This window comes from Bacillus sp. REN16 (assembly GCF_020731355.1).
Lineage (GTDB): Bacteria > Bacillota > Bacilli > Bacillales > Bacillaceae_L > Ferdinandcohnia.
Genome location: NZ_JAJFZK010000010.1, coordinates 53,140 through 71,847, shown reverse-complemented (window position 1 = coordinate 71,847; position 18,708 = coordinate 53,140). Strand labels below are relative to the sequence as shown.

General features: G+C 37.9%; 24 protein-coding genes, 1 pseudogene and 1 riboswitch. Of the genes and pseudogenes, 3 read left to right on the top strand and 22 right to left on the bottom strand.

Going from position 1 to position 18,708, the window contains the following annotated elements; genetic code table 11:
• Positions 1–244 precede the first annotated feature (244 nt).
• From LKW28_RS15165 to LKW28_RS15150, 4 genes are all read right to left on the bottom strand, one after another.
• On the bottom strand, positions 245–517 hold the full coding sequence (locus tag LKW28_RS15165) for a stage V sporulation protein S (protein ID WP_057999999.1): 273 nt from the start codon (positions 515–517) through the stop codon (positions 245–247).
• 274 nt (positions 518–791) lie between these two features.
• The gene (locus LKW28_RS15160) at positions 792–1,208 is read right to left on the bottom strand and encodes a hypothetical protein (RefSeq protein WP_229141195.1); all 417 of its coding nucleotides are present in this window, start codon (positions 1,206–1,208) and stop codon (positions 792–794) included.
• Between the two features lie 69 nt (positions 1,209–1,277).
• Positions 1,278–1,868 carry an SMC-Scp complex subunit ScpB gene (scpB, locus tag LKW28_RS15155; RefSeq protein WP_229141194.1) on the bottom strand — a complete coding sequence of 197 codons (591 nt, stop codon included), beginning with the start codon at positions 1,866–1,868 and terminating at the stop codon, positions 1,278–1,280.
• A 2-nt stretch (positions 1,869–1,870) separates the two neighbouring features.
• Positions 1,871–2,626, bottom strand: coding sequence for a segregation/condensation protein A (locus LKW28_RS15150; RefSeq protein ID WP_229141193.1), 756 nt, complete (start codon positions 2,624–2,626; stop codon positions 1,871–1,873).
• 224 nt (positions 2,627–2,850) lie between these two features.
• On the opposite strand from LKW28_RS15150, the gene LKW28_RS15145 reads away from it, so the two are divergent.
• Together LKW28_RS15145 and LKW28_RS15140 are read left to right on the top strand one after the other, a co-directional pair.
• Positions 2,851–2,943 carry a YjcZ family sporulation protein gene (locus LKW28_RS15145; protein ID WP_229141192.1) on the top strand — a complete coding sequence of 31 codons (93 nt, stop codon included), beginning with the start codon at positions 2,851–2,853 and terminating at the stop codon, positions 2,941–2,943.
• 125 nt (positions 2,944–3,068) lie between these two features.
• Complete coding sequence (locus LKW28_RS15140) at positions 3,069–3,596, top strand: DUF309 domain-containing protein (RefSeq protein WP_229141191.1); 528 nt, start codon at positions 3,069–3,071, stop codon at positions 3,594–3,596.
• A gap of 46 nt (positions 3,597–3,642) precedes the next feature.
• On the opposite strand, the gene LKW28_RS15135 is transcribed toward LKW28_RS15140, so the two are convergent.
• From LKW28_RS15135 to LKW28_RS15110, 6 genes and pseudogenes are all read right to left on the bottom strand, one after another.
• Complete coding sequence (locus LKW28_RS15135; protein WP_229141190.1) at positions 3,643–4,020, bottom strand: GNAT family N-acetyltransferase; 378 nt, start codon at positions 4,018–4,020, stop codon at positions 3,643–3,645.
• Between the two features lie 178 nt (positions 4,021–4,198).
• Complete coding sequence (gene ribE, locus LKW28_RS15130; protein ID WP_229141189.1) at positions 4,199–4,666, bottom strand: 6,7-dimethyl-8-ribityllumazine synthase; 468 nt, start codon at positions 4,664–4,666, stop codon at positions 4,199–4,201.
• Positions 4,667–4,744: 78 nt separating this feature from the next.
• Positions 4,745–5,350: pseudogene (gene ribB, locus LKW28_RS15125) on the bottom strand (3,4-dihydroxy-2-butanone-4-phosphate synthase); the annotation flags it as partial.
• 16 nt (positions 5,351–5,366) lie between these two features.
• Positions 5,367–6,023: a riboflavin synthase gene (ribE, locus tag LKW28_RS15120; protein ID WP_229141188.1), complete on the bottom strand. Its 657-nt coding sequence runs from the start codon at positions 6,021–6,023 to the stop codon at positions 5,367–5,369.
• A 4-nt stretch (positions 6,024–6,027) separates the two neighbouring features.
• Positions 6,028–7,104, bottom strand: coding sequence for a bifunctional diaminohydroxyphosphoribosylaminopyrimidine deaminase/5-amino-6-(5-phosphoribosylamino)uracil reductase RibD (ribD, locus tag LKW28_RS15115; protein ID WP_229141354.1), 1,077 nt, complete (start codon positions 7,102–7,104; stop codon positions 6,028–6,030).
• A gap of 199 nt (positions 7,105–7,303) precedes the next feature.
• Positions 7,304–7,489: riboswitch (FMN riboswitch) on the bottom strand.
• Positions 7,490–7,648: 159 nt separating this feature from the next.
• The gene (locus tag LKW28_RS15110) at positions 7,649–8,083 is read right to left on the bottom strand and encodes a peptidylprolyl isomerase (RefSeq protein WP_229141187.1); all 435 of its coding nucleotides are present in this window, start codon (positions 8,081–8,083) and stop codon (positions 7,649–7,651) included.
• Between the two features lie 194 nt (positions 8,084–8,277).
• Between LKW28_RS15110 and LKW28_RS15105 the strand changes: the two genes are divergently transcribed.
• Positions 8,278–9,144 carry a DUF1002 domain-containing protein gene (locus tag LKW28_RS15105; RefSeq protein ID WP_229141186.1) on the top strand — a complete coding sequence of 289 codons (867 nt, stop codon included), beginning with the start codon at positions 8,278–8,280 and terminating at the stop codon, positions 9,142–9,144.
• 40 nt (positions 9,145–9,184) lie between these two features.
• Here LKW28_RS15105 and lysA read toward each other — a convergent pair whose 3' ends face one another.
• From lysA to LKW28_RS15045, 12 genes are all read right to left on the bottom strand, one after another.
• The gene (lysA, locus tag LKW28_RS15100; protein WP_229141185.1) at positions 9,185–10,504 is read right to left on the bottom strand and encodes a diaminopimelate decarboxylase; all 1,320 of its coding nucleotides are present in this window, start codon (positions 10,502–10,504) and stop codon (positions 9,185–9,187) included.
• Between the two features lie 86 nt (positions 10,505–10,590).
• A complete protein-coding gene (locus LKW28_RS15095; RefSeq protein WP_229141184.1) occupies positions 10,591–12,069 on the bottom strand; it encodes a spore germination protein in 1,479 nt (492 codons plus the stop codon).
• A complete protein-coding gene (locus LKW28_RS15090; RefSeq protein WP_229141183.1) occupies positions 12,041–12,631 on the bottom strand; it encodes a stage V sporulation protein AE in 591 nt (196 codons plus the stop codon). The genes LKW28_RS15095 and LKW28_RS15090 overlap by 29 nt, the downstream gene beginning before the upstream one ends.
• A gap of 5 nt (positions 12,632–12,636) precedes the next feature.
• Entirely contained in the window at positions 12,637–12,987 is a 351-nt protein-coding gene (gene spoVAE, locus LKW28_RS15085) for a stage V sporulation protein AE (RefSeq protein WP_229141182.1), read from the bottom strand.
• Positions 12,988–12,990: 3 nt separating this feature from the next.
• Positions 12,991–14,007, bottom strand: a complete 1,017-nt coding sequence (spoVAD, locus tag LKW28_RS15080; protein ID WP_229141181.1) for a stage V sporulation protein AD — start codon at positions 14,005–14,007, stop codon at positions 12,991–12,993.
• A 23-nt stretch (positions 14,008–14,030) separates the two neighbouring features.
• Positions 14,031–14,492: a stage V sporulation protein AC gene (gene spoVAC / locus LKW28_RS15075; protein ID WP_229141353.1), complete on the bottom strand. Its 462-nt coding sequence runs from the start codon at positions 14,490–14,492 to the stop codon at positions 14,031–14,033.
• Between the two features lie 32 nt (positions 14,493–14,524).
• A complete protein-coding gene (locus LKW28_RS15070; RefSeq protein ID WP_229141180.1) occupies positions 14,525–14,944 on the bottom strand; it encodes a stage V sporulation protein AB in 420 nt (139 codons plus the stop codon).
• Entirely contained in the window at positions 14,934–15,554 is a 621-nt protein-coding gene (locus LKW28_RS15065) for a stage V sporulation protein AA (protein ID WP_229141179.1), read from the bottom strand. Before LKW28_RS15065 ends, LKW28_RS15070 begins: the two co-directional genes overlap by 11 nt.
• A gap of 118 nt (positions 15,555–15,672) precedes the next feature.
• Positions 15,673–16,431: an RNA polymerase sporulation sigma factor SigF gene (sigF, locus tag LKW28_RS15060; RefSeq protein ID WP_229141178.1), complete on the bottom strand. Its 759-nt coding sequence runs from the start codon at positions 16,429–16,431 to the stop codon at positions 15,673–15,675.
• 12 nt (positions 16,432–16,443) lie between these two features.
• A complete protein-coding gene (gene spoIIAB, locus LKW28_RS15055; RefSeq protein WP_229141177.1) occupies positions 16,444–16,884 on the bottom strand; it encodes an anti-sigma F factor in 441 nt (146 codons plus the stop codon).
• Entirely contained in the window at positions 16,884–17,234 is a 351-nt protein-coding gene (spoIIAA, locus tag LKW28_RS15050; protein ID WP_229141176.1) for an anti-sigma F factor antagonist, read from the bottom strand. The genes spoIIAB and spoIIAA overlap by 1 nt, the downstream gene beginning before the upstream one ends.
• Positions 17,235–17,477: 243 nt before the next feature.
• Complete coding sequence (locus LKW28_RS15045) at positions 17,478–18,641, bottom strand: D-alanyl-D-alanine carboxypeptidase family protein (RefSeq protein WP_229141175.1); 1,164 nt, start codon at positions 18,639–18,641, stop codon at positions 17,478–17,480.
• Positions 18,642–18,708: the final 67 nt, after the last annotated feature.

The following is an 18,708-nucleotide window of genomic DNA, read 5'->3' as shown; positions in this document are numbered from 1 at the left end:
GGGTTGCTTGTTAGGTGCCAAACACGTTGAATCACAGACCTAATGACAATGCAGATATCATAAATTTCTCAACACAAATCACAGTATATTTCAAAGTCAAAAAAGGCTTAGAGTTATCTTCAACTCTAAGCCTTTCTGTATTATCCTATTTCAATAAAGCTACCCGGTAGCACAACAAGCTAATATAGCGTTAGGGGACTGTTTGTTAAATGATTCTTTTATTATTGGTACTCTCAACGAAAATCTATCTTTTTTTTCTAGGGCCTACAATTAATTTGATTGCTGTTCTATTTTCATTATTGATTAAAACATCAGTAAATGCAGGAACAAAAACCAGATTAACACCGCTAGGAGCTACAAATCCTCTTGCAATCGCAATGGCTTTAATCGCTTGATTTAAAGCACCAGCTCCAATCACTTGAATTTCTGTATTTCCTCTTTCACTTAATACGCCTGCAATTGCACCTGCAACTGAATTCGGATTTGATTTTGATGAAACTTTTAATACATTATCCAACTAAATTTCCTCCCCCGTTATTTAATCGCTTGATATGATCGCTAGAAAGAATGTAATAACATTTCTTTAATAATATTCAAATTCATATCAAACAGAACAATACATTGTGATTTACTATGTGAATGAGAGAAACAGTAATCAGTTATAATTCGCCAAAATGTTGATAAATCAAAAAACGCACTGTGAATTACATTGTGAATTCATGTGCGTTTTGCTAGGTGTTTTATACTATTTGCATCTCTAAGGTGAACCCGTTTAAGTTGGGGTTTGTTTATTAGGTTTGTTCAATAAATTCTATCGGCGATTTTACTTCGTAGCTGTTTTTATGATGGAGATGTGTCATAATTTCTTTTAGTCTATCAAATTGAATTCCTTTAAAATGTTCTTCAAATTGTTTTTGCTCATTTAGATATACCCGTTTCCGATTACGGTACTTGGGATTCTTTAACAGGCATACAAGAGCTACAAGATCTTTGAAATAAATTTCATTTGAATCAATTTTAAAAACCGGGTCTTCGGTAAAAGGAGTAAATGTTGTAAATTGTTCATCAAAATAACGTAAATAAAGTACTTGTAACGTTCTTTCTTCCCCATCTTCCACAAATGTGACTTCAGATTGGTTAAAAAAGTCCTCAAACGTATTTTTTAACGTTTTTTCAAGTTCAAATCCACTACATTGCTTAATTAACACAGTTCCACCTCATTCGCTACCATTTTCCATATAGATTTATATTACCATAGTTAGCCAATTTAAGGTTAATTAATTTGAATCTTCAATCGTTTCCTGGAATCTCTCAAAAAAGAGGTCTGCTTCCTCTTGGACATAGTCTTCATCCACTTTTTCAGGCAGTGGAGGCAATTCCTTCAATGTCTTTAACCCAAAATACTCTAAGAATTCCTTTGTAGTTCCATATAAAATAGCTCTTCCTGTGCCATGGGCACGACCAACTTCTTTAATCAATACTTTTGCCATTAAAGTATGAATCGGCCTTTCCGTTTTTACCCCACGAATTTCTTCTACTTCTGCACGAGTAATCGGCTGTCGATAAGCAATTATCGCAAGTGTTTCCAATGCAGCCTGTGATAATGAGGTCGAAGTTGGTGATTCTACTAGTTTCTTCAAATAAACTGCATGGTCTTTTTTAGTCGTTAGTTGATATGTTCCAGCAACTTCCACTAGGTTTATTCCTCGGCCAACTTGTCCGTAATCAGCCTTTAACTCATTAACGATGTCCAGAACAGTACGATCACTTATTTCTAAAACCATTGCCATTTGCTTCAATGTCAACCCTTCATCCCCGGCGGCAAAAAGAAGCCCTTCGACAATGGCTTTCCAATCCATTAATTTCATTACTAATAATCCCTTTCCATACTCGATATATAAATTTCTGAAAAATTGTTCTGCTGTTCAATTAACACAGCATTTTTTTTCATTAATTCAAGAAGCGCAAGGAATGTGACAACAATATGATTTTTATCATGGTATGGAAAAAGCTCAGTGAATTTCTTCTTTCCACGGAACCCCTTCAATTCATTAATAATTTCTTCCATTCTTTTTTCGATTGGAATTTCTTGTCTTGCAATTCTCGTTGACAACGGCCTCTGCAATTTTTTGCGGCGCATTAGCTTTTGAAAGGCGCCAAGCATGTCATAAAGATTCACTTCTAATGAATGATCAATTGTGACATCCTTAGTAAATTCGCTTAAATCACTTGGAGGTTTTGTGAACAATTGGGAACGTTCTTCTTCCAGATGTTTCAGATCTTCGGCAGCTTCCTTATATTTGCGGTATTCAATCAGGCGATTCATAAGGTCTTCACGCGGGTCCTCTTCAAATTCAAATTCGGAGTCACCGTCGATCAGCTCTTCCTCTTGTTTTGGAAGCAGCATTTTGCTTTTAATGGCTAAAAGCGTCGCGGCCATAACTAGGTATTCACTTGCAATGTCTAATTGCAGTTCTTTCATTGCATGTATATACACTAAGTATTGTTCTGTTATATCTGCAACCGGTATATCATAAATATCAATTTCTAATCGATTGATTAAATGTAAAAGAAGGTCTAATGGACCTTCAAAAGAGTCAATCTTTACGCTGTAATGTAAATCCACGCTCATCTCACCAAAAATACCCTTCATGACAGTTTCTTATTCTTTAATATTAGCACAATAAATAGTATAGAACATAATTTGGATTCAAGCCATATCTGGATTTTGGATATTTGTCCCACAAAATTATTTTAAAAAATGATGTTAGTATGGACACCCGCCCACACAAGAAGTGGTAAAAGTCATACTATAACTGTGTAATCAAGAAATTTAAGGAGGTATTTTAAATGGGTGACGGATGCGGAGGCTTCGGAGGCGGATTTGCCTTAATCGTAGTATTGTTTATTCTTTTAATTATTGTTGGTGCTTCTTGGTTTTAAGCTCCACTAAAAACGACGATAAGGTGTTCGGCAATTGCTGAACACTTTATTTTTTCCATGTTATGGGTATAGTTATTATGTTAAACTACACATACATATACATGTTAAAAGGTGTGTGATCTTACTTGTACCCACAAGCATTTGTAAACTATTTAATTCATTTTCACTGTGACCGCGACTATTTTGAATGCCATGAAATATTGGAGGAATATTGGAAAGAGGACCCTGTTCCTGAAAGAAAGCCATATTGGGTAGGTTTAATACAGATTGCCGTATCACTTTACCACCACCGCCGCGGAAATACAGCTGGGGCACTCAAAATGATGAAAAGTGCAATTAGGATATGTAAGGATCAGAAATCCGAATTAGCATATTTAGGCTTGCAGGTTGACGAACTAATTGAAGTGCTTCAAAAGAAATTTCATGATATTGAAAATGGCGCACCTTACAAAAGTATAAATTTACCAATAGCAGATGAAGGTCTCCTTGCAACCTGTCTTTCCCAAGCTATTCAATCCGGTCATTCATGGGGAAAAGCAAGCGACATAGCAAATAAGGAATTAATTCATAAACATACATTACGTGATCGAAGCGAAGTTATTGCCGAACGGCAAAAACAATTTCTTTTAAAACAGGAAAGACGAAGCAAGTAAGAATTGAACAAGACTTCTAAAGCTAGATAATATATAAGGGACAGTCTTATGACTGTCCCTGTTCGCATTGTTCATCCTCTGAGAAATCACATTTCTCAAAAAAAGCCGCGGTATGTTCATTTGGTCTTAATTCACGATCTGGAAAATGCTCTTTAAGTGCTTTTACCATCCTTTTACCAATTCCTTGATACCGATGGGATGGGTTCACACAGATATGTTGAATTTCTACAAGATTCCCGTCATGGATTGTTGTTCCGATAATTCCTACAATATCTTCTTCTTTCCATAAGAATAACTGCTGAGTATCGTCTTCTTCATAATGCTTCATCGTTGCTTGCAGATTCTTTAGGTCCTTTTCAGTCGGCATAAATGAAAGAAGCCCCATTGCGATTTTCTCATAATTCTTTTTATAACGAATTAACATATAAATCCCTCATTATCGAAAAACTTTCCAAATAGTAAAGCTATTACTACTTTTGGACTAACCTTCATACATTTATTAAGGTTACCATTAACAATGCAAATTTTCCATAGTCTTTTCGTAATACCCTTAAATTTAAATTATATCCAAAAATTTCTATATCTAAACAAGCATGTGTGAATTAGTCGAATGAGCGTGCTAAATTCGCCATTTCAATTGCAGATACAGCAGAATCCCATCCCTTATTTCCTGCTTTTGTTCCTGCTCTTTCGATTGCTTGTTCAATCGTATCGGTTGTTAATACACCAAACATGACTGGTTTTCCAGTCGCGAGTGAGGTTGAAGCCAAACCTTTCGCTACTTCATTACATACAAAATCATAATGGGAAGTTGAGCCTCTGATGACAGTACCTAACGCAATCACAGCATCATATTTGCTTGATTCAGCCATTTTTTTTGCAATCAAAGGGATTTCGAATGCACCTGGAACCCAAGCAATTTCCACGTCCTCGTCTGCAACCCCATGTCTTTTAAGTCCATCAAGGGCACCAGTTAATAATTTCGCTGTTATAAATTCATTAAAACGTGCAACTACAATTCCTACTCGTAAACCAGTGCCAACTAAATGTCCTTCATAAATTTTATTCATCATGATCCTCCTATGTTATCGATAATTGTTCTATTTTTTTAAAAATGGTTTGATTACCTATTCAATTGCCGTACGTTGTTGTTCTTGTTTGTTGCGATATCGAATTAATTCTTCAATGGTAATCATTTTCAAGTTAAATTCATCTGCAATCTTTCGCAAATCATGAACTCTCGCCATTGTTCCGTCTTCTTTAACAATTTCACAGATTACACCAGCTGGCTCTGAGCCGCAAAGGGCAGCTAAATCCACTGCTGCTTCAGTATGACCAGCCCTGCTGAGAACCCCTCCATCCTTCGCAATTAAAGGAAAGACGTGACCAGGTCTTTTGAAATCTGATGGCTTTGATTCTGAATTAAGTAATTCCAATATCGTTGTTGAACGTTCAATTGCACTAATCCCTGTGGTGCTCGTTTTATGGTCGATACTTACTGTAAAAGCAGTCCCATGCGGGTCTGTACTATGTTTTACCATTGGCTCAAGTTTTAGCTTGTTCGCCAACGATTTTGTAATCGGAGTACATACGAGTCCACGCCCATGGGTAATCATAAAATTAATGACCTCAGGAGTTGCTTTATCAGCGATTGCTATAAAATCACCTTCATTTTCACGATCTTCAGCATCACAAACAATCACTACTTTTCCTTGTTTTAAGTCGGCAAGTGCATCTTCGATTGGATCAAACATTGTTATCCCCCCTTTTTTATTTAAAGCCGTTTTCTTCTAAAAAGCTTGCTGTAATCTTTGTTTTTGTCGTTTTTTCGTTTGAAAAAGACCTTTGCATAAACTGACTGATATACTTTCCAAGCATGTCACACTCGATGTTCACGATGTCTCCTACCCCTTTGTTACGTAAAATCGTTTCTGACAACGTATGAGGAATCAAAGAAAGAGTAAATGTTTTATCCGTAAGTCCGAAAATGGTCAAGCTTGTCCCATCTACTGCAACCGATCCTTTATAAATCATAAACTGAACAAGCTCTTCAGGAATTTCAATTTCATAATACACGGCATTCCCTTTTGGGTCTTTGCGAACAATTTTTCCGGTACCATCCACATGGCCAGAAACAATATGCCCTCCAAAGCGGCCATTCGCTGACATTGCTCTTTCTAAATTGACAGCATGATTTCGTTGCAATTCACGTAATGAAGTAGATTTAACTGTTTCTGGCATCACATCAACGGTAAAACCATCGGAAGTAAATTCCGTTACGGTTAAACACACCCCATTAACAGAAATACTATCACCCAAATTCACATCCTCGAGAATCTTTTTAGCCTGGATCACCATTTCAACCGAGTCCTTCGATCCATTTATCGCTTTAATTTTCCCGATTTCTTCTACAATCCCTGTAAACATTTTTTCACCTCAATCTCGGTTCCGCTACGATTTTCACGTCTTCTCCGAGCAGTTCAACAGATTTAATTGTTAATTGTAAAGCTTCATCGATGGATTCAATTCCAGTACCGCCAATAGATGTCGGTGCTGACTTTCCACCTATTAGTTTTGGAGCAAGATAGACGATGACTTGGTTAATCGCATTTTCCTTTAAAAAGCTGCCATTCACTTCGGCTCCTCCTTCAACAAAAACGGAAGAAATACCCTCTTCACCTAAGCGTGTTAGCAGGGTGTTTATTGAAATTCTTGACTCCTGTAATTGAATAACTTTAACACCATTTTTGCCGGAGAATTCGTTTATTTCCCCTTCGCCTACCTGATCGGAAACTATAATCCAAGTCTCGGTTTCGCCGTCATTAATGACTTTTGAATCTAAAGGCGTTCTTAGTTTTGAATCCAAGATGATTCGAATCGGATTTTTTCCTGTTCCATTTGGAAGCCTTGTTGTTAAACTTGGATTATCTGCAAGAACTGTATTAACTCCAACAAGAATGGCATCGTGGATACTCCTATATAAATGGACGTCATTCCTTGCTTCCTCACCTGTTATCCATTTACTTTCTCCTGTTACTGTTGCTATTTTTCCATCAAGAGTGGTGGCGGATTTCAAGGTTACGTATGGAATCTTTTTATCTAAATAATGATAAAAGACTGCATTTAATTCATCTGCTTGTTCTTTGCATACCCCGACCTCAACCTCAATCCCGGCAGCCTCTAATTTGGCAATACCCTTTCCGGCTACAAGCGGATTTGGATCTGTCGTTGCAATGACAACTCTTTTCACATGACTATTTACCAAAAGATCAGCGCAAGGAGGAGTTTTCCCATGGTGACTGCAAGGCTCTAATGTTACATAAGCGGTTGCATTTCGGGCTTTATCACCGGCCATCCGGATCGCATGAACCTCGGCGTGAGGTTCCCCGGCCTTTAAGTGCGCACCAATACCAACTACTCGGCCTTCGTTCACTACAACGGCCCCGACTACAGGATTGGGTGTTGTTTGACCAACACCTGCCTTTGCAACATTTATCGCTAAATTCATATAATCCTGGTCTCTCACGTTATCTACACTCCTTTCTATTTATCATGTACGTAAATCAGGGGTTCTATCTTTGGTTCAAAACAAAAAAGACCTCGGAAAACAAACCGGGGTCTTGGACGATGTTATTAACAACAGAATATGTATTTTGCCCAACACAAATAAAAGGTATTATGGACAAATTTTCTTCACATACCGTACTAACATCCTTCTCCCATCCAGACTTTAACTGTCGGCCTTGGATTCTCACCAAAGTCCACCATTTTAAATGAAATATTCATGGCTCGAAAGCCTATTAACAATAAAGTTAACATTAAAATGGGTCACGGGCTTAGAACAATTGTTCATCACCGCCGGTAAGGAATTTCACCTAACCCCGAAGGAAACTATTTAATTCTTTTAGCGATGTAAATTAGTATAACATAAACTACTCTTATTTTGTCGATTTTAATACTTTACGATACGGACTATGTATATTATTGTTCACATGAATCATTATAGGACAAAGAAAAAGACACAACAAGAAATACCTGTTGTGCCTCATATCTTATTCTTCCCAAACTTTAACTTCTTTCATTACATCGCCTTGTTTGATACGGTATACAGAATCCAATCCTTCAATAACTTGACCGAATACAGTGTGTACTCCATCTAAATGTGGTTGTGATTCATGTACAATAAAAAATTGGCTTCCACCAGTGTCTCTGCCTGCATGTGCCATAGATAATGCTCCAGGTACATGTTTATGTGGATTTCCTTCTGTTTCACACTTAATAGTGTACCCAGGTCCACCTGTCCCGTTCCCGTTAGGGTCGCCTCCTTGGGCAACAAATCCTGGGATTACACGGTGGAAAGTTAGGCCATTATAAAACCCTTCATTCGCAAGCTTTTCAAAGTTTGCTACAGTTCCAGGTGCTTCGTTAGAATATAACTCAATTACAATTTTTTCTCCGTTTTCAAATTCAATGCTAGCTTTTTTCATTTGAAACCTCCGCTCCTAATCTTTCGTCCATATGTATTGAACGAGTTCATTTTACTATAAATGGTTCGAATAATCCAATCAGAAAGGAGTGTTTTTCCTAATTCAAAGTCAAATAGATGTTTTTGGTAACGAATATTGTATAATATGAACGATGGATATCTCTGTTTTTTGAAAAAATAAAGGAGGAAACAAATTTGAAATATAAATTTCTCTCATTTTTACTCGTGTTTTCACTCATTTTTCCATCACTTAGCTTCGCTGACGCTGCACCCGGAGATGTGATTATTACACTCGGCGAGGATCTGACCGCTGCTCAAAAAGACGCAATCCTAAAAGAAATGAATGCACCTGAGAACCCGCAAACAGTCGTCGTCACAAACGCCGAAGAACATCAATACCTTGGAAGCTATATTCCGAAGGCAAGAATTGGAAATAAAGCCCTATCTTCGGCCTCAATCACGATTGGTGAAAAAGGATCTGGGTTAGATGTAACTATTTCAAAACATATTACTTTAATTACAGAGGAAATGTATGCCAATGCGCTAATTACAGCTGGTGTAAAGGATGCAACAATTTATGTAACAGGACCTTTTGACGTTTCTGGAACAGCAGCATTAACTGGAATTATTAAAGCATACGAGATTTCTTCAGACAAGGTAATTCCTGAAGATGTTAAGCAAATTGCCAATGAAGAAATGGTCGAAACTACAAAATTAAGTGAGAAAATTGGTGCAGAAGAAGCTGCTGCCTTAATGGCAAAGATTAAGGATGAAATAGCTAAAAATGCACCAAAAAACGACGAAGAGCTTCGTACCATTATCATAAATGCTGCGAAAGACTTGGGGATTACATTATCAGATGCCGATATTAATCGACTAATGGAGCTTTTTAATAAGCTAATGGAACTTAATATCGACTGGAACCAGGTTGGGGAACAATTAAATTTAGCAAAGGAAAAGCTAACCAATTTTCTTGAATCAGAAGAGGGTCAAAGTTTTTTAGATAAACTAAAAGAATTCTTTGTCAACCTGATTGACGCCATTAAGAACTTTTTCAAATAGACAAAACAAAACCCACGAATTTTCGTGGGTTTTCGTCTGTTTATTCAACTACTTTTGTTTTGAATGGAATGTCTAACCTTACTAGATCTTCATAGCTTTCGCGTTGAACAACTAGCTGCGCCTCACCATTTTCTACGAATACCACAGCTGGTCTTGGTATGCGGTTATAATTATTAGCCATAGCATATCCGTATGCTCCCGTACAGAAAACGGCTAATAGATCATCTGAATTTGCTTTTGGTAATGGTAAATCCCAAATAAGCATATCCCCAGATTCACAGCATTTACCCGCAATTGAAACTGTTTCCTCCGTAGGATCAAGGGCACGATTTGCTAAAACAGCCTCATATTTTGCTTGATAGAGGGCGGGTCTAATATTATCTGTCATACCCCCATCAATTGCTAAATATTGGCGAATATCAGGTACTTCTTTTCGAGAACCAACGGAATAAATCGTTGTTCCCGCATCACCTACTATTGATCGACCTGGCTCAATCCAAATTTCAGGGATGTCGATCGATAGATCATCCGCATGCTTTTTTACTTCCCCAATAATGGCTTCAACATATTCTGACACTGGAAGTGGTTTATCTTCTTCGGTGTAACGAATTCCAAACCCACCGCCTAGATTTAAAACTTTTGGTACAAAATCCATACGGTCCTTCCAGTCTTTTAGTTTTGCAAACATTTTACCGGCTGCGACTAAAAATCCTGTTGTTTCAAAAATTTGCGACCCAATATGGGAATGTATCCCTAATAATTCTAAGTATTCAGAATGAAGCGCCTGCTCTACAGCTTGGTCTGCTTGTCCATTATCAAGTCCAAATCCAAATTTCGAGTCATCCTGGCCAGTTGTAATATAATCATGGGTATGGGCTTCAACTCCTGGCGTTACCCGCAATAAAATTTTCATTGTTGATTTATTTTCGATACAAACCTGTTCTAACAAAGAAAGCTCGTAAAAATTGTCTACAACAATACATCCAATTTTATTTTTAACAGCCATGTCTAGTTCTTCGAAGCTTTTATTATTACCATGGAAGTGAATTCGTTCGACTGGAAACCCTGCTTGAAGAGCAGTATATAATTCCCCGCCTGAAACAACATCTAGTGAAAGTCCTTCCTCATGAGCGAGCTGCACCATCGCTACTGTTGAAAAGGCTTTACTTGCGTATGCAACTTGTGCAGGGATATTTAAACGATTAAATGTTTCACGAAAGCTTCTGGCACGTTCTCTGATAAGTGCGACATCATACACATATAGAGGTGTGCCGTATTGTTTTGCTAATTCTACCGTATCTACCCCACCTATCTCTAAGTGGTTTTTTTCAGTTACTTTGCTTGTTCCATGTAAAAACATTGAATTCCCCTCTTCCTTCCAAGAGTACCTACTTTAACGCTGTGCTATATGAAAAATAGATTAACACAACGTATTATATGGTGCAACTATTGTTTGAAAGGTTTTTGAGGGTGTACAATACTTGGTCTTATCTTTGCACCAGGTACAGAAGAACGAATCACTATTTGCAGCAGCGCTTTTCCGTTAAATGGTAAAAACGGCCATAAATATGGAGTGTTAAGTGATCGTATATTTGCTAAGAACAAGAAATAGATCGTGCAACCAATAATAAATCCTGGGACCTTAAAAATAGCGACGATAACTAATAGAAATAATCTTGCTATCTTATTTGCAGCACTTAATTCATAGCTTGGCGTTGCAAATGTGCCAACCGCCGCAATCGCCACATAAAGGATGACCTCTGGTCCAAACAATCCAACATCAATGGCAATTTGACCAATTAGTGCTGCCGCGATTAACCCCATCGCCGTTGATAACGGAGTTGGCGTATGTATGGCCGCCATCCTTAAAAATTCAATACCCATATCTGCGATAAAGATTTGAACGACAATTGGGATATTTGACTTTTCATTTGGACCTATATAATCAATTGTCTTTGGGATCATATCTGGTTCTAACACTAATAAAAACCAGAGCGGTAAAAGAAAGATGGAGGCGAGAATACCTATAAACCTTATCCATCTCAGCAATGTACCAACTGCTGGAGCTTGACGATATTCTTCAGCATGCTGCACATGATGAAACATCGTGGTTGGAGTGATAATGACACTTGGTGATGTATCAACAATTATTATGACATGACCTTCAAGTAAATGGGTTGCAGCAACATCTGGTCTCTCAGTGTATCTAACCAATGGATATGGGTTATACCCTTGATGGACCAAGAATTCCTCAATTGTTTTATCAGCCATTGTTAGACCATCTACATCAATCTTACTAAGCTCACTCTTGATTAGCTTCACTAAATCTGGGTTGGCTATATCCTGGATATAAGAGACACAAATATCTGTTTTTGATCTCTCACCAACTTGCATAATCTCATTCCGGAGCCTTTCATCACGGATCCGTCTTCTCGTCAATGCACAATTCACGATTATGTTTTCCACATAACCATCACGAGCACCCCGAATTACTTTTTCAGTATCAGGCTCTTGCGGCGTTCTTCCTGGATAACTTCGTACGTCAACAGCTAATCCGGAATCTTCCCCTTCCACTAAGAAGAGGACTAGGCCGGAAAGAATATTATCTACGGCTTCATCTAAATTCTTGATCGTACTTACTTGCTGATGGACTAGACGATTCTCAATGATATTATAAACCTCAGAAGAATTCTTTTCATTATCATTAATACTGACTAATTCTTCTAAAATTTCAATGATGAATGCCGTATCACATAGTCCATTTAAAAAATAAAGATGAACTTCCTTATTTAAAATTTTGATCTTTCTAACACCGATATCAAAATTTGTCGTTCCCAAACCAATACGTGATTCGAAATATTTATCATTTGTGACGATATCAGGAGAAATTGGGGTATTATTTGTATTCTTTTCCTTTCCGATCATAACCACTCCTTTCGAGTATTAGATCCACAGCTTTTCTTGTAATAGGGGCACCTATTTTAATATCATCTTTACGTGCCATTTTTCCAATATCTCCAATACCCACGATTATCGGAATATCCAGTTCGTCTAAACTATAGACTGTATCCCCGTTAATTCGGCCAATGTCATACTCTGTAATCCCGCTTTTGTCTACGCCGTATGGCGTCAAATTGCCATCGCGATCAATATTGATGTCGACCTTTGTCCATTCTGTTTGATGGGTTTTAGAAGCAACTGCAATAACACCTAACACTTCAATTTTAGGGTGTTTAGCGACATATTTTAATGCACGTTCACCAGCGCCTTCCCCCAAAAATCCACTATCATCAAACATCACAAATACCGGGTCATGTGGGGTATCCAGTATATATTTCACCATTTCTTTACCTGTTAAGATTGTAGGATTTCCTTGTGATCTAGAGATACATCGTCCCCCAACCTCTTTTGCAATATATTCTAATGTCTTTTGCGCATATTCATCGCCATCCGTTACCAGAATTACTTTTCTTCTAGTTTCATCCATATACCCTATCCTTTCGCTCTGAAGATCAGTGCAACTAAGAAAGAGAACAATATAGCCGAGGATATGCCTGCAGAGGTTAATTCAAATATTCCCATCGCGATCCCAATAAATCCATGCTCCTCTGCACTTTGCATCGCACCATGTAAAAGTGAATGACCAAAGCTTGTAATCGGGACAGTTGCCCCAGCACCGGCAAATTCAATTAATTTATCGTATAAATTAAATCCATCCAAAATTGTTCCTGCTACAACGAAAACACTCATCACATGAGCAGGTGTTAATTTTGCAAAGTCAAGTAAGAGTTGTCCAATCACACATATCGCTCCGCCGACTAAAAATGCATATACATATTCCATTTCTTATACACCACCTTGAACTCTTTCCAACACCACACCATGTGCGATTGTAGGTATGGTTTCCTTTTGCTGAATCATTGTTGGACTCAGAAGTGCACCTGTCGCAACAATAAAAACTTTGTTTAAATTACCACTTATGAGTTCTTTTACAATATGACCATACGTAACAATCGCAGAACAAGCACATCCGCTTCCACCAGCAAATACTTCTTGATCAGAGTGATAAAGCATTAGCCCACAGTCATTATGCTTGTTGCCTAAATCATAGCCTTCCTCTTTGACCATTTCCTTTAGAATTGGACTGCCAACGCCTGAGAGATCGCCGGTCGCAATCAAATCATATTCATCTTGATTGATATTTAAATCCTGAAAATGCCGGGTAATCGTGTCCGCGGCTGCTGGAGCCATTGCGGAACCTAGATCGAACGGATTGGTCATTCCCAAGTCAACCACTTTTCCAATCGTTGCTGAAGTAATCCGAATTGGTCCTTTCTCTTTGCTTACTAAAGCGGTCCCTCCACCAGTCGCCGTAAAGGTTGCTGAATCTGGCTTTTGGCCGCCATATTCGGTTGGATATCGGAATTGTCGTTCAGCCGTTGCATTATGGCTGCTCGTCGATGCTAGGATTCTGTTGGCAAAACCGCCATCTACAAGCGCAGAGCCAACCGCAAGTGATTCCATTGAAGTTGAACAAGCACCGAACATACAGATAAGTGGAATTTGATGATGTCTAGCCGCATAATTTGTCGTTACATTTTGATTTAATAAATCACCGGCAAGAAAGAAATCAATATCATCATTTGTCAAATTCACTTTTTGAAGACATGAGTCAATGGAATCTACCATAAGCCTTCTTTCTGCGGATTCCCAGGAATCCTCTCCACAATGCAGATCATCATACTTTATATCAAAGCTAGAACCTAAAGGACCTAAACTCTCTTTTGGTCCGACCGCTGTCCCTGTTGAATTTAAAAAAATTTGGTTTTCAAAAACCCATGTTTGTTTTCCAACTAACCTCATGTACGTCCACTCCTTGCAATCAATCAAGAAATTGTGAGATTAAAGAAATAACGTATAATCCCGACTATATACGCAGCAACTGCTCCAAAAACAATAACACTGCCTGCGAGCTTAAACATATTCGTAGCAATTCCCAATACGATACCCTCGCTTTTATATTCCATTGCTGCACTCGTCATTGAGTTTGCAAATCCGGTTACAGGTACCGCAGACCCCGCACCGGCAAATTGTCCCAGTTTGTCATAAATACCAAAGCCCGTTAACAAGGCCGCTATTAAAATAAGCGTTGCAACGGTTGGATTACCCACATCTTTTTCCGAGAAATTAAATACGGTCATATAGAAATTCTGTATACCTTGCCCAAAACAACAAATAGCACCTCCAACCAGAAATGCCTTTATACAATTAAAAAAATACTTAGGCTTCGGCTGGTACTTTTTGACGCTGTTCTTATAATCATCTTTAATCTTTTTCTTTGTAGCCACTTTCTTGTTCACTCCCTACCTGCCTAAAATGATTATTTCACATAGTACATCCATTGAAATAAAGACCCTGCTATTTTTCCGAAAACAATTGCCATCACCAAAATAACAATTTTACTTTCGATTCCAATTCGTTTTGCTAATATCGGAAACACATTCAGTACCTCTGTGAGAGCAGCTGCCAGCATTCCAACGAATATTCCACTTGCCAATCCAACAGGCAGCACTAAAATTTTCCATAAGTGAAAGATTTGATCATTTAGAGTAAACCAGCCGCCAAATACGGCACCAAGGACAACCCCCCACTCATAAAAGCGAATATATTTCATCGTTTTCGTTAATTGTGTAAGCCGAGGGATGATCCCTAAAACGGCTAAAAATGCTACAAAACCGCCACCAACTGCAAGTCCACTTCCCAATCCAATAAAAATAATCAGAAGGACTTTAATTGTCATCGACGTGCTTCATGCTTTCTTTGTTTTCAGTGATAATTAAGTAATTATCTAAATCCTGTTGGTAATTAAACATTTCAACTTCAAGTGGACTGGGTTCTTCATTCAGACGTTTTCTAAAGAAATGATTGAAAAATAAAATCATCCCTATCCCTAAACCTAGTGAATATGGAATTTGAAAGAGCAATGGTTTAGGGACCACGTCACCTGTTATCATCGTATAAATGCGAAGATGAACTTCTCTCATGGATACATCTTCATGGAAATTCATCATCGTAAGGGCCGCTCCTATAAATAATAAAAGCCAAACCGCTACAAAAAGTGCAGGTGCAAACCGTTTTTTCTTAATCTCTACCTCAATAATGGTTTGAGCGGGACCTACCGTTTGAATATCCACATGAGGAAATCGCCTCCTGATTTGTTCAATGACCTTCATTACATCAATGATGATAATATTTTTATCCTTCTTGCTAACTTGATGAATAATGATCTTTTTAATATCCTGTGCAACGTTTTCCTCAGCACTAATTTGTACGATTTCTCCAATTTTTACAGTTGCATTGGGTTGTACCAGTACGCGATGGCGCATTCGAACATAAATTGATTTTTCCATCACTTTCACACCCTACACATTGTTTTCCTTATATATGTAGTATGTTAAATCTAATCTATCTAATGCGATTGGACCGCAAACTCCAATAATTACCACGACGCAAAAAAAACCGAATGGATTATACGTCCATTCGGTCTTTCATTTGTTGTAATATTTTTTTCTCTAGCCTTGACACTTGTACTTGAGATATACCAAGCCTTGTCGCAACTTCAGATTGGGTTTGATCTTTATAATACCGCAGATAAACGATTAATCGCTCACGTTCGTCCAGCTCGCGAATGGCTTCCTTTAAAGCAATTTTATCAAACCATTTCGTCTCATTATTATCCGCAATTTGATCAAGTAATGTAATTGGGTCACCATCATTTTCATATACCGTTTCATGAATGGAAGAAGGCGCACGACTTGCCTCTTGAGCTAAAACGACATCCTCAGGGGTAATTTCCAAGTACTCCGCAATTTCAACAATTGTTGGAACCCTGCCAAACTGTTTTGACAGCTCGTCCTTCGCTTTTCGGATTTTATTTCCGGTTTCCTTTAATGAACGACTCACCTTAACTGTCCCATCATCTCGAATAAAACGTTGTATTTCACCGATAATCATGGGTACAGCATAGGTTGAAAATTTAACATCATAAGATAAATCAAATTTATCGACAGACTTCAATAATCCAATGCAGCCTATTTGAAACAAATCATCTGGTTCATAGCCTCGATTTAAAAATCGTTGTACAACAGACCAAACTAACCTCATATTCTTCTGGACGATCAGATCTCGTGCTTCCTGTCGTCCTTCTTGGCTGAGTTTGATTAAATTCTTAACCTCACTGTCCTTTAAATACGTTTCACTTTTGGTGTTCTTGACCTCCACATCCATTGGCAAGTCTCCTTAATTGCATAACGCTTTACTCTTTGATAAATGCTTTGTTAACCGTAATGTTGTACCATTAGCTGAACCTGTTTCCACTTCAAACTCATCCATGAAATTTTCCATGATTGTAAAGCCCATACCAGAACGCTCAAGCTCTGGCTTTGTTGTAAATAATGGCTGCCTTGCTTCCTCAAGATCGTTAATTCCAATTCCTTCATCTCTTATGGTGATATACACAGTACTGTCTTCAATTTTGCAAGAAATATAAACAATCCCATTTGGATCACTTTCATATCCATGAATAATTGAGTTTGTTACAGCCTCAGACACAACTGTCTTAATCTCAGTTAGTTCGTCTAAGGTTGGATCTAATTGTGTAATAAATGATGCAACAGCGACACGAGCAAATGATTCATTTTGGCTTAGTGCTGAAAATTGAAGGTGCATTTCGTTTTTCATTATGCCACCCCCAATGATTGCAGCGCAAAAGACTCATCACGCTCTAATCGAATGATTTTGAAAAGCCCAGACATCTCAAATAATCGTTCTACCTGAGTAGAAATGGAACAAACCACCATTTCTCCGCCCAGATTTTTGATTTGCTTGTATCTTCCTAAAATAACACCTAATCCTGAGCTATCCATAAATGTAAGCTTTTCAAGATTTAATAGGATGTGATTAATTTGATTGCTCTCAATCGTATCTGTTACCTTTAATCGCAATTCTTCAGCAGTATGATGATCTAACTCACCCGTAAGCCGAATGCATAACACATTGTTTTTTACTTCAAGTTCTATTCCAAGACTCACTTTACAATGCCTCCTTAAAATCGTATAGAGAGTCTTTTCGCTATTTACTTGAAAGAATCCTTCTAGATGACAAAACTAGTGTTGATTCGGCAAAAAAAACAGAAAAGTGCAAGCGCCTTGATCAGCCCCGACAAGCACAAGACAAGCTGGCTAGAAGGTTGTACTTTGACCTTCTTGACAGATTGGATTGTGACCTCGAGGGGCTAGGCGCTGGAACTAGACAACAAAAACTACATAAAAGAATTAAGGTGTTTTATTAAAAGTACCCATTGTACGTTTAAATAATTTCCACCAGCTTGCAGCATCAATATCTTTTTCTGCAACTAGCGGGCTTTCACTTAAAATCTTTCCATCCTTCTTAATAACTAGCTTTCCGATTTCGTCACCTTTTTTTATTGGTGCGCTCAGGTTTTTTGCCACGATTACTTCTTTTTGTACATCATCGACTTTTTCACCTTTTCTCGTTAATAGTGATATAGGTTCAGATGTCACAAGCTTGATTTTCTTTTCACTGCCCTTACTAATCTTTGCATCAGCAACTTCCTGATTACGATCATATAAAGGGTGTGTCTTATACTGACTGAAGCCGTAATCAAGCATTTTAGTTACTTGCGCATTACGATCCTTAGGTGTAGGGGCTCCAAAAATAACAGAAATTAAACGCATATCCTCTTTTTCAGCAGTGGCCGTTAAACAATATTTTGCCTCTGTTGTAAAACCTGTTTTTAATCCATCCACACCCTGATAAAATCTGACAAGGCGATTTGTATTGACTAGCCAAAATTTATTATCAGAATCTTGACGTAAATAATCCTCATATTTACCAGTGAATTTCGTGATATCTTCATATTTCAGTAATTCCTTAGACATAATAGCCATGTCATGGGCAGAACTATAATGATTTTCCGCAGGAAGGCCAGTTGGATTTTGAAAGTGAGTATTCTTAAGGCCTAATTTCTTAACCTTCTCATTCATCATTTCAACAAAGGCTTCTTCTGATCCTGCTAATTTTTCCGCCATGGCAACAGATGCATCATTGCCTGAACCGATGGCAATTCCTTTTAACATTTCCTCTACTGTCATTTCTTCGCCAGGTTCTAGGAAAATTTGTGATCCCCCCATTGAAGCAGCATGTTCACTTGTTCTAACTTTCTCAGAATAGGTGATACTGCCTTTATCAAGGGCTTCCATAATTAACAGCATGGTCATGATTTTTGTCATACTAGCTGGGGGAAGCTTTTCATCACTATTTTTTTCGTAAAGAATCTTTCCTGTATCACGTTCAATTAATATTGCAGATTTTGCATTATTCGCTAAATCAACAGTTGATTCCTGTGCAGAAGCGAAAGGTGTAAACGTAAAAATCGTGATCGTTGAAATTAACAGACTAATAAATACACGTTTCATCTCCAAACCCTCCATTCTTTATACTTTCCCATTTTTTCCAACAAACGAAAAAATATACACAGAAAAG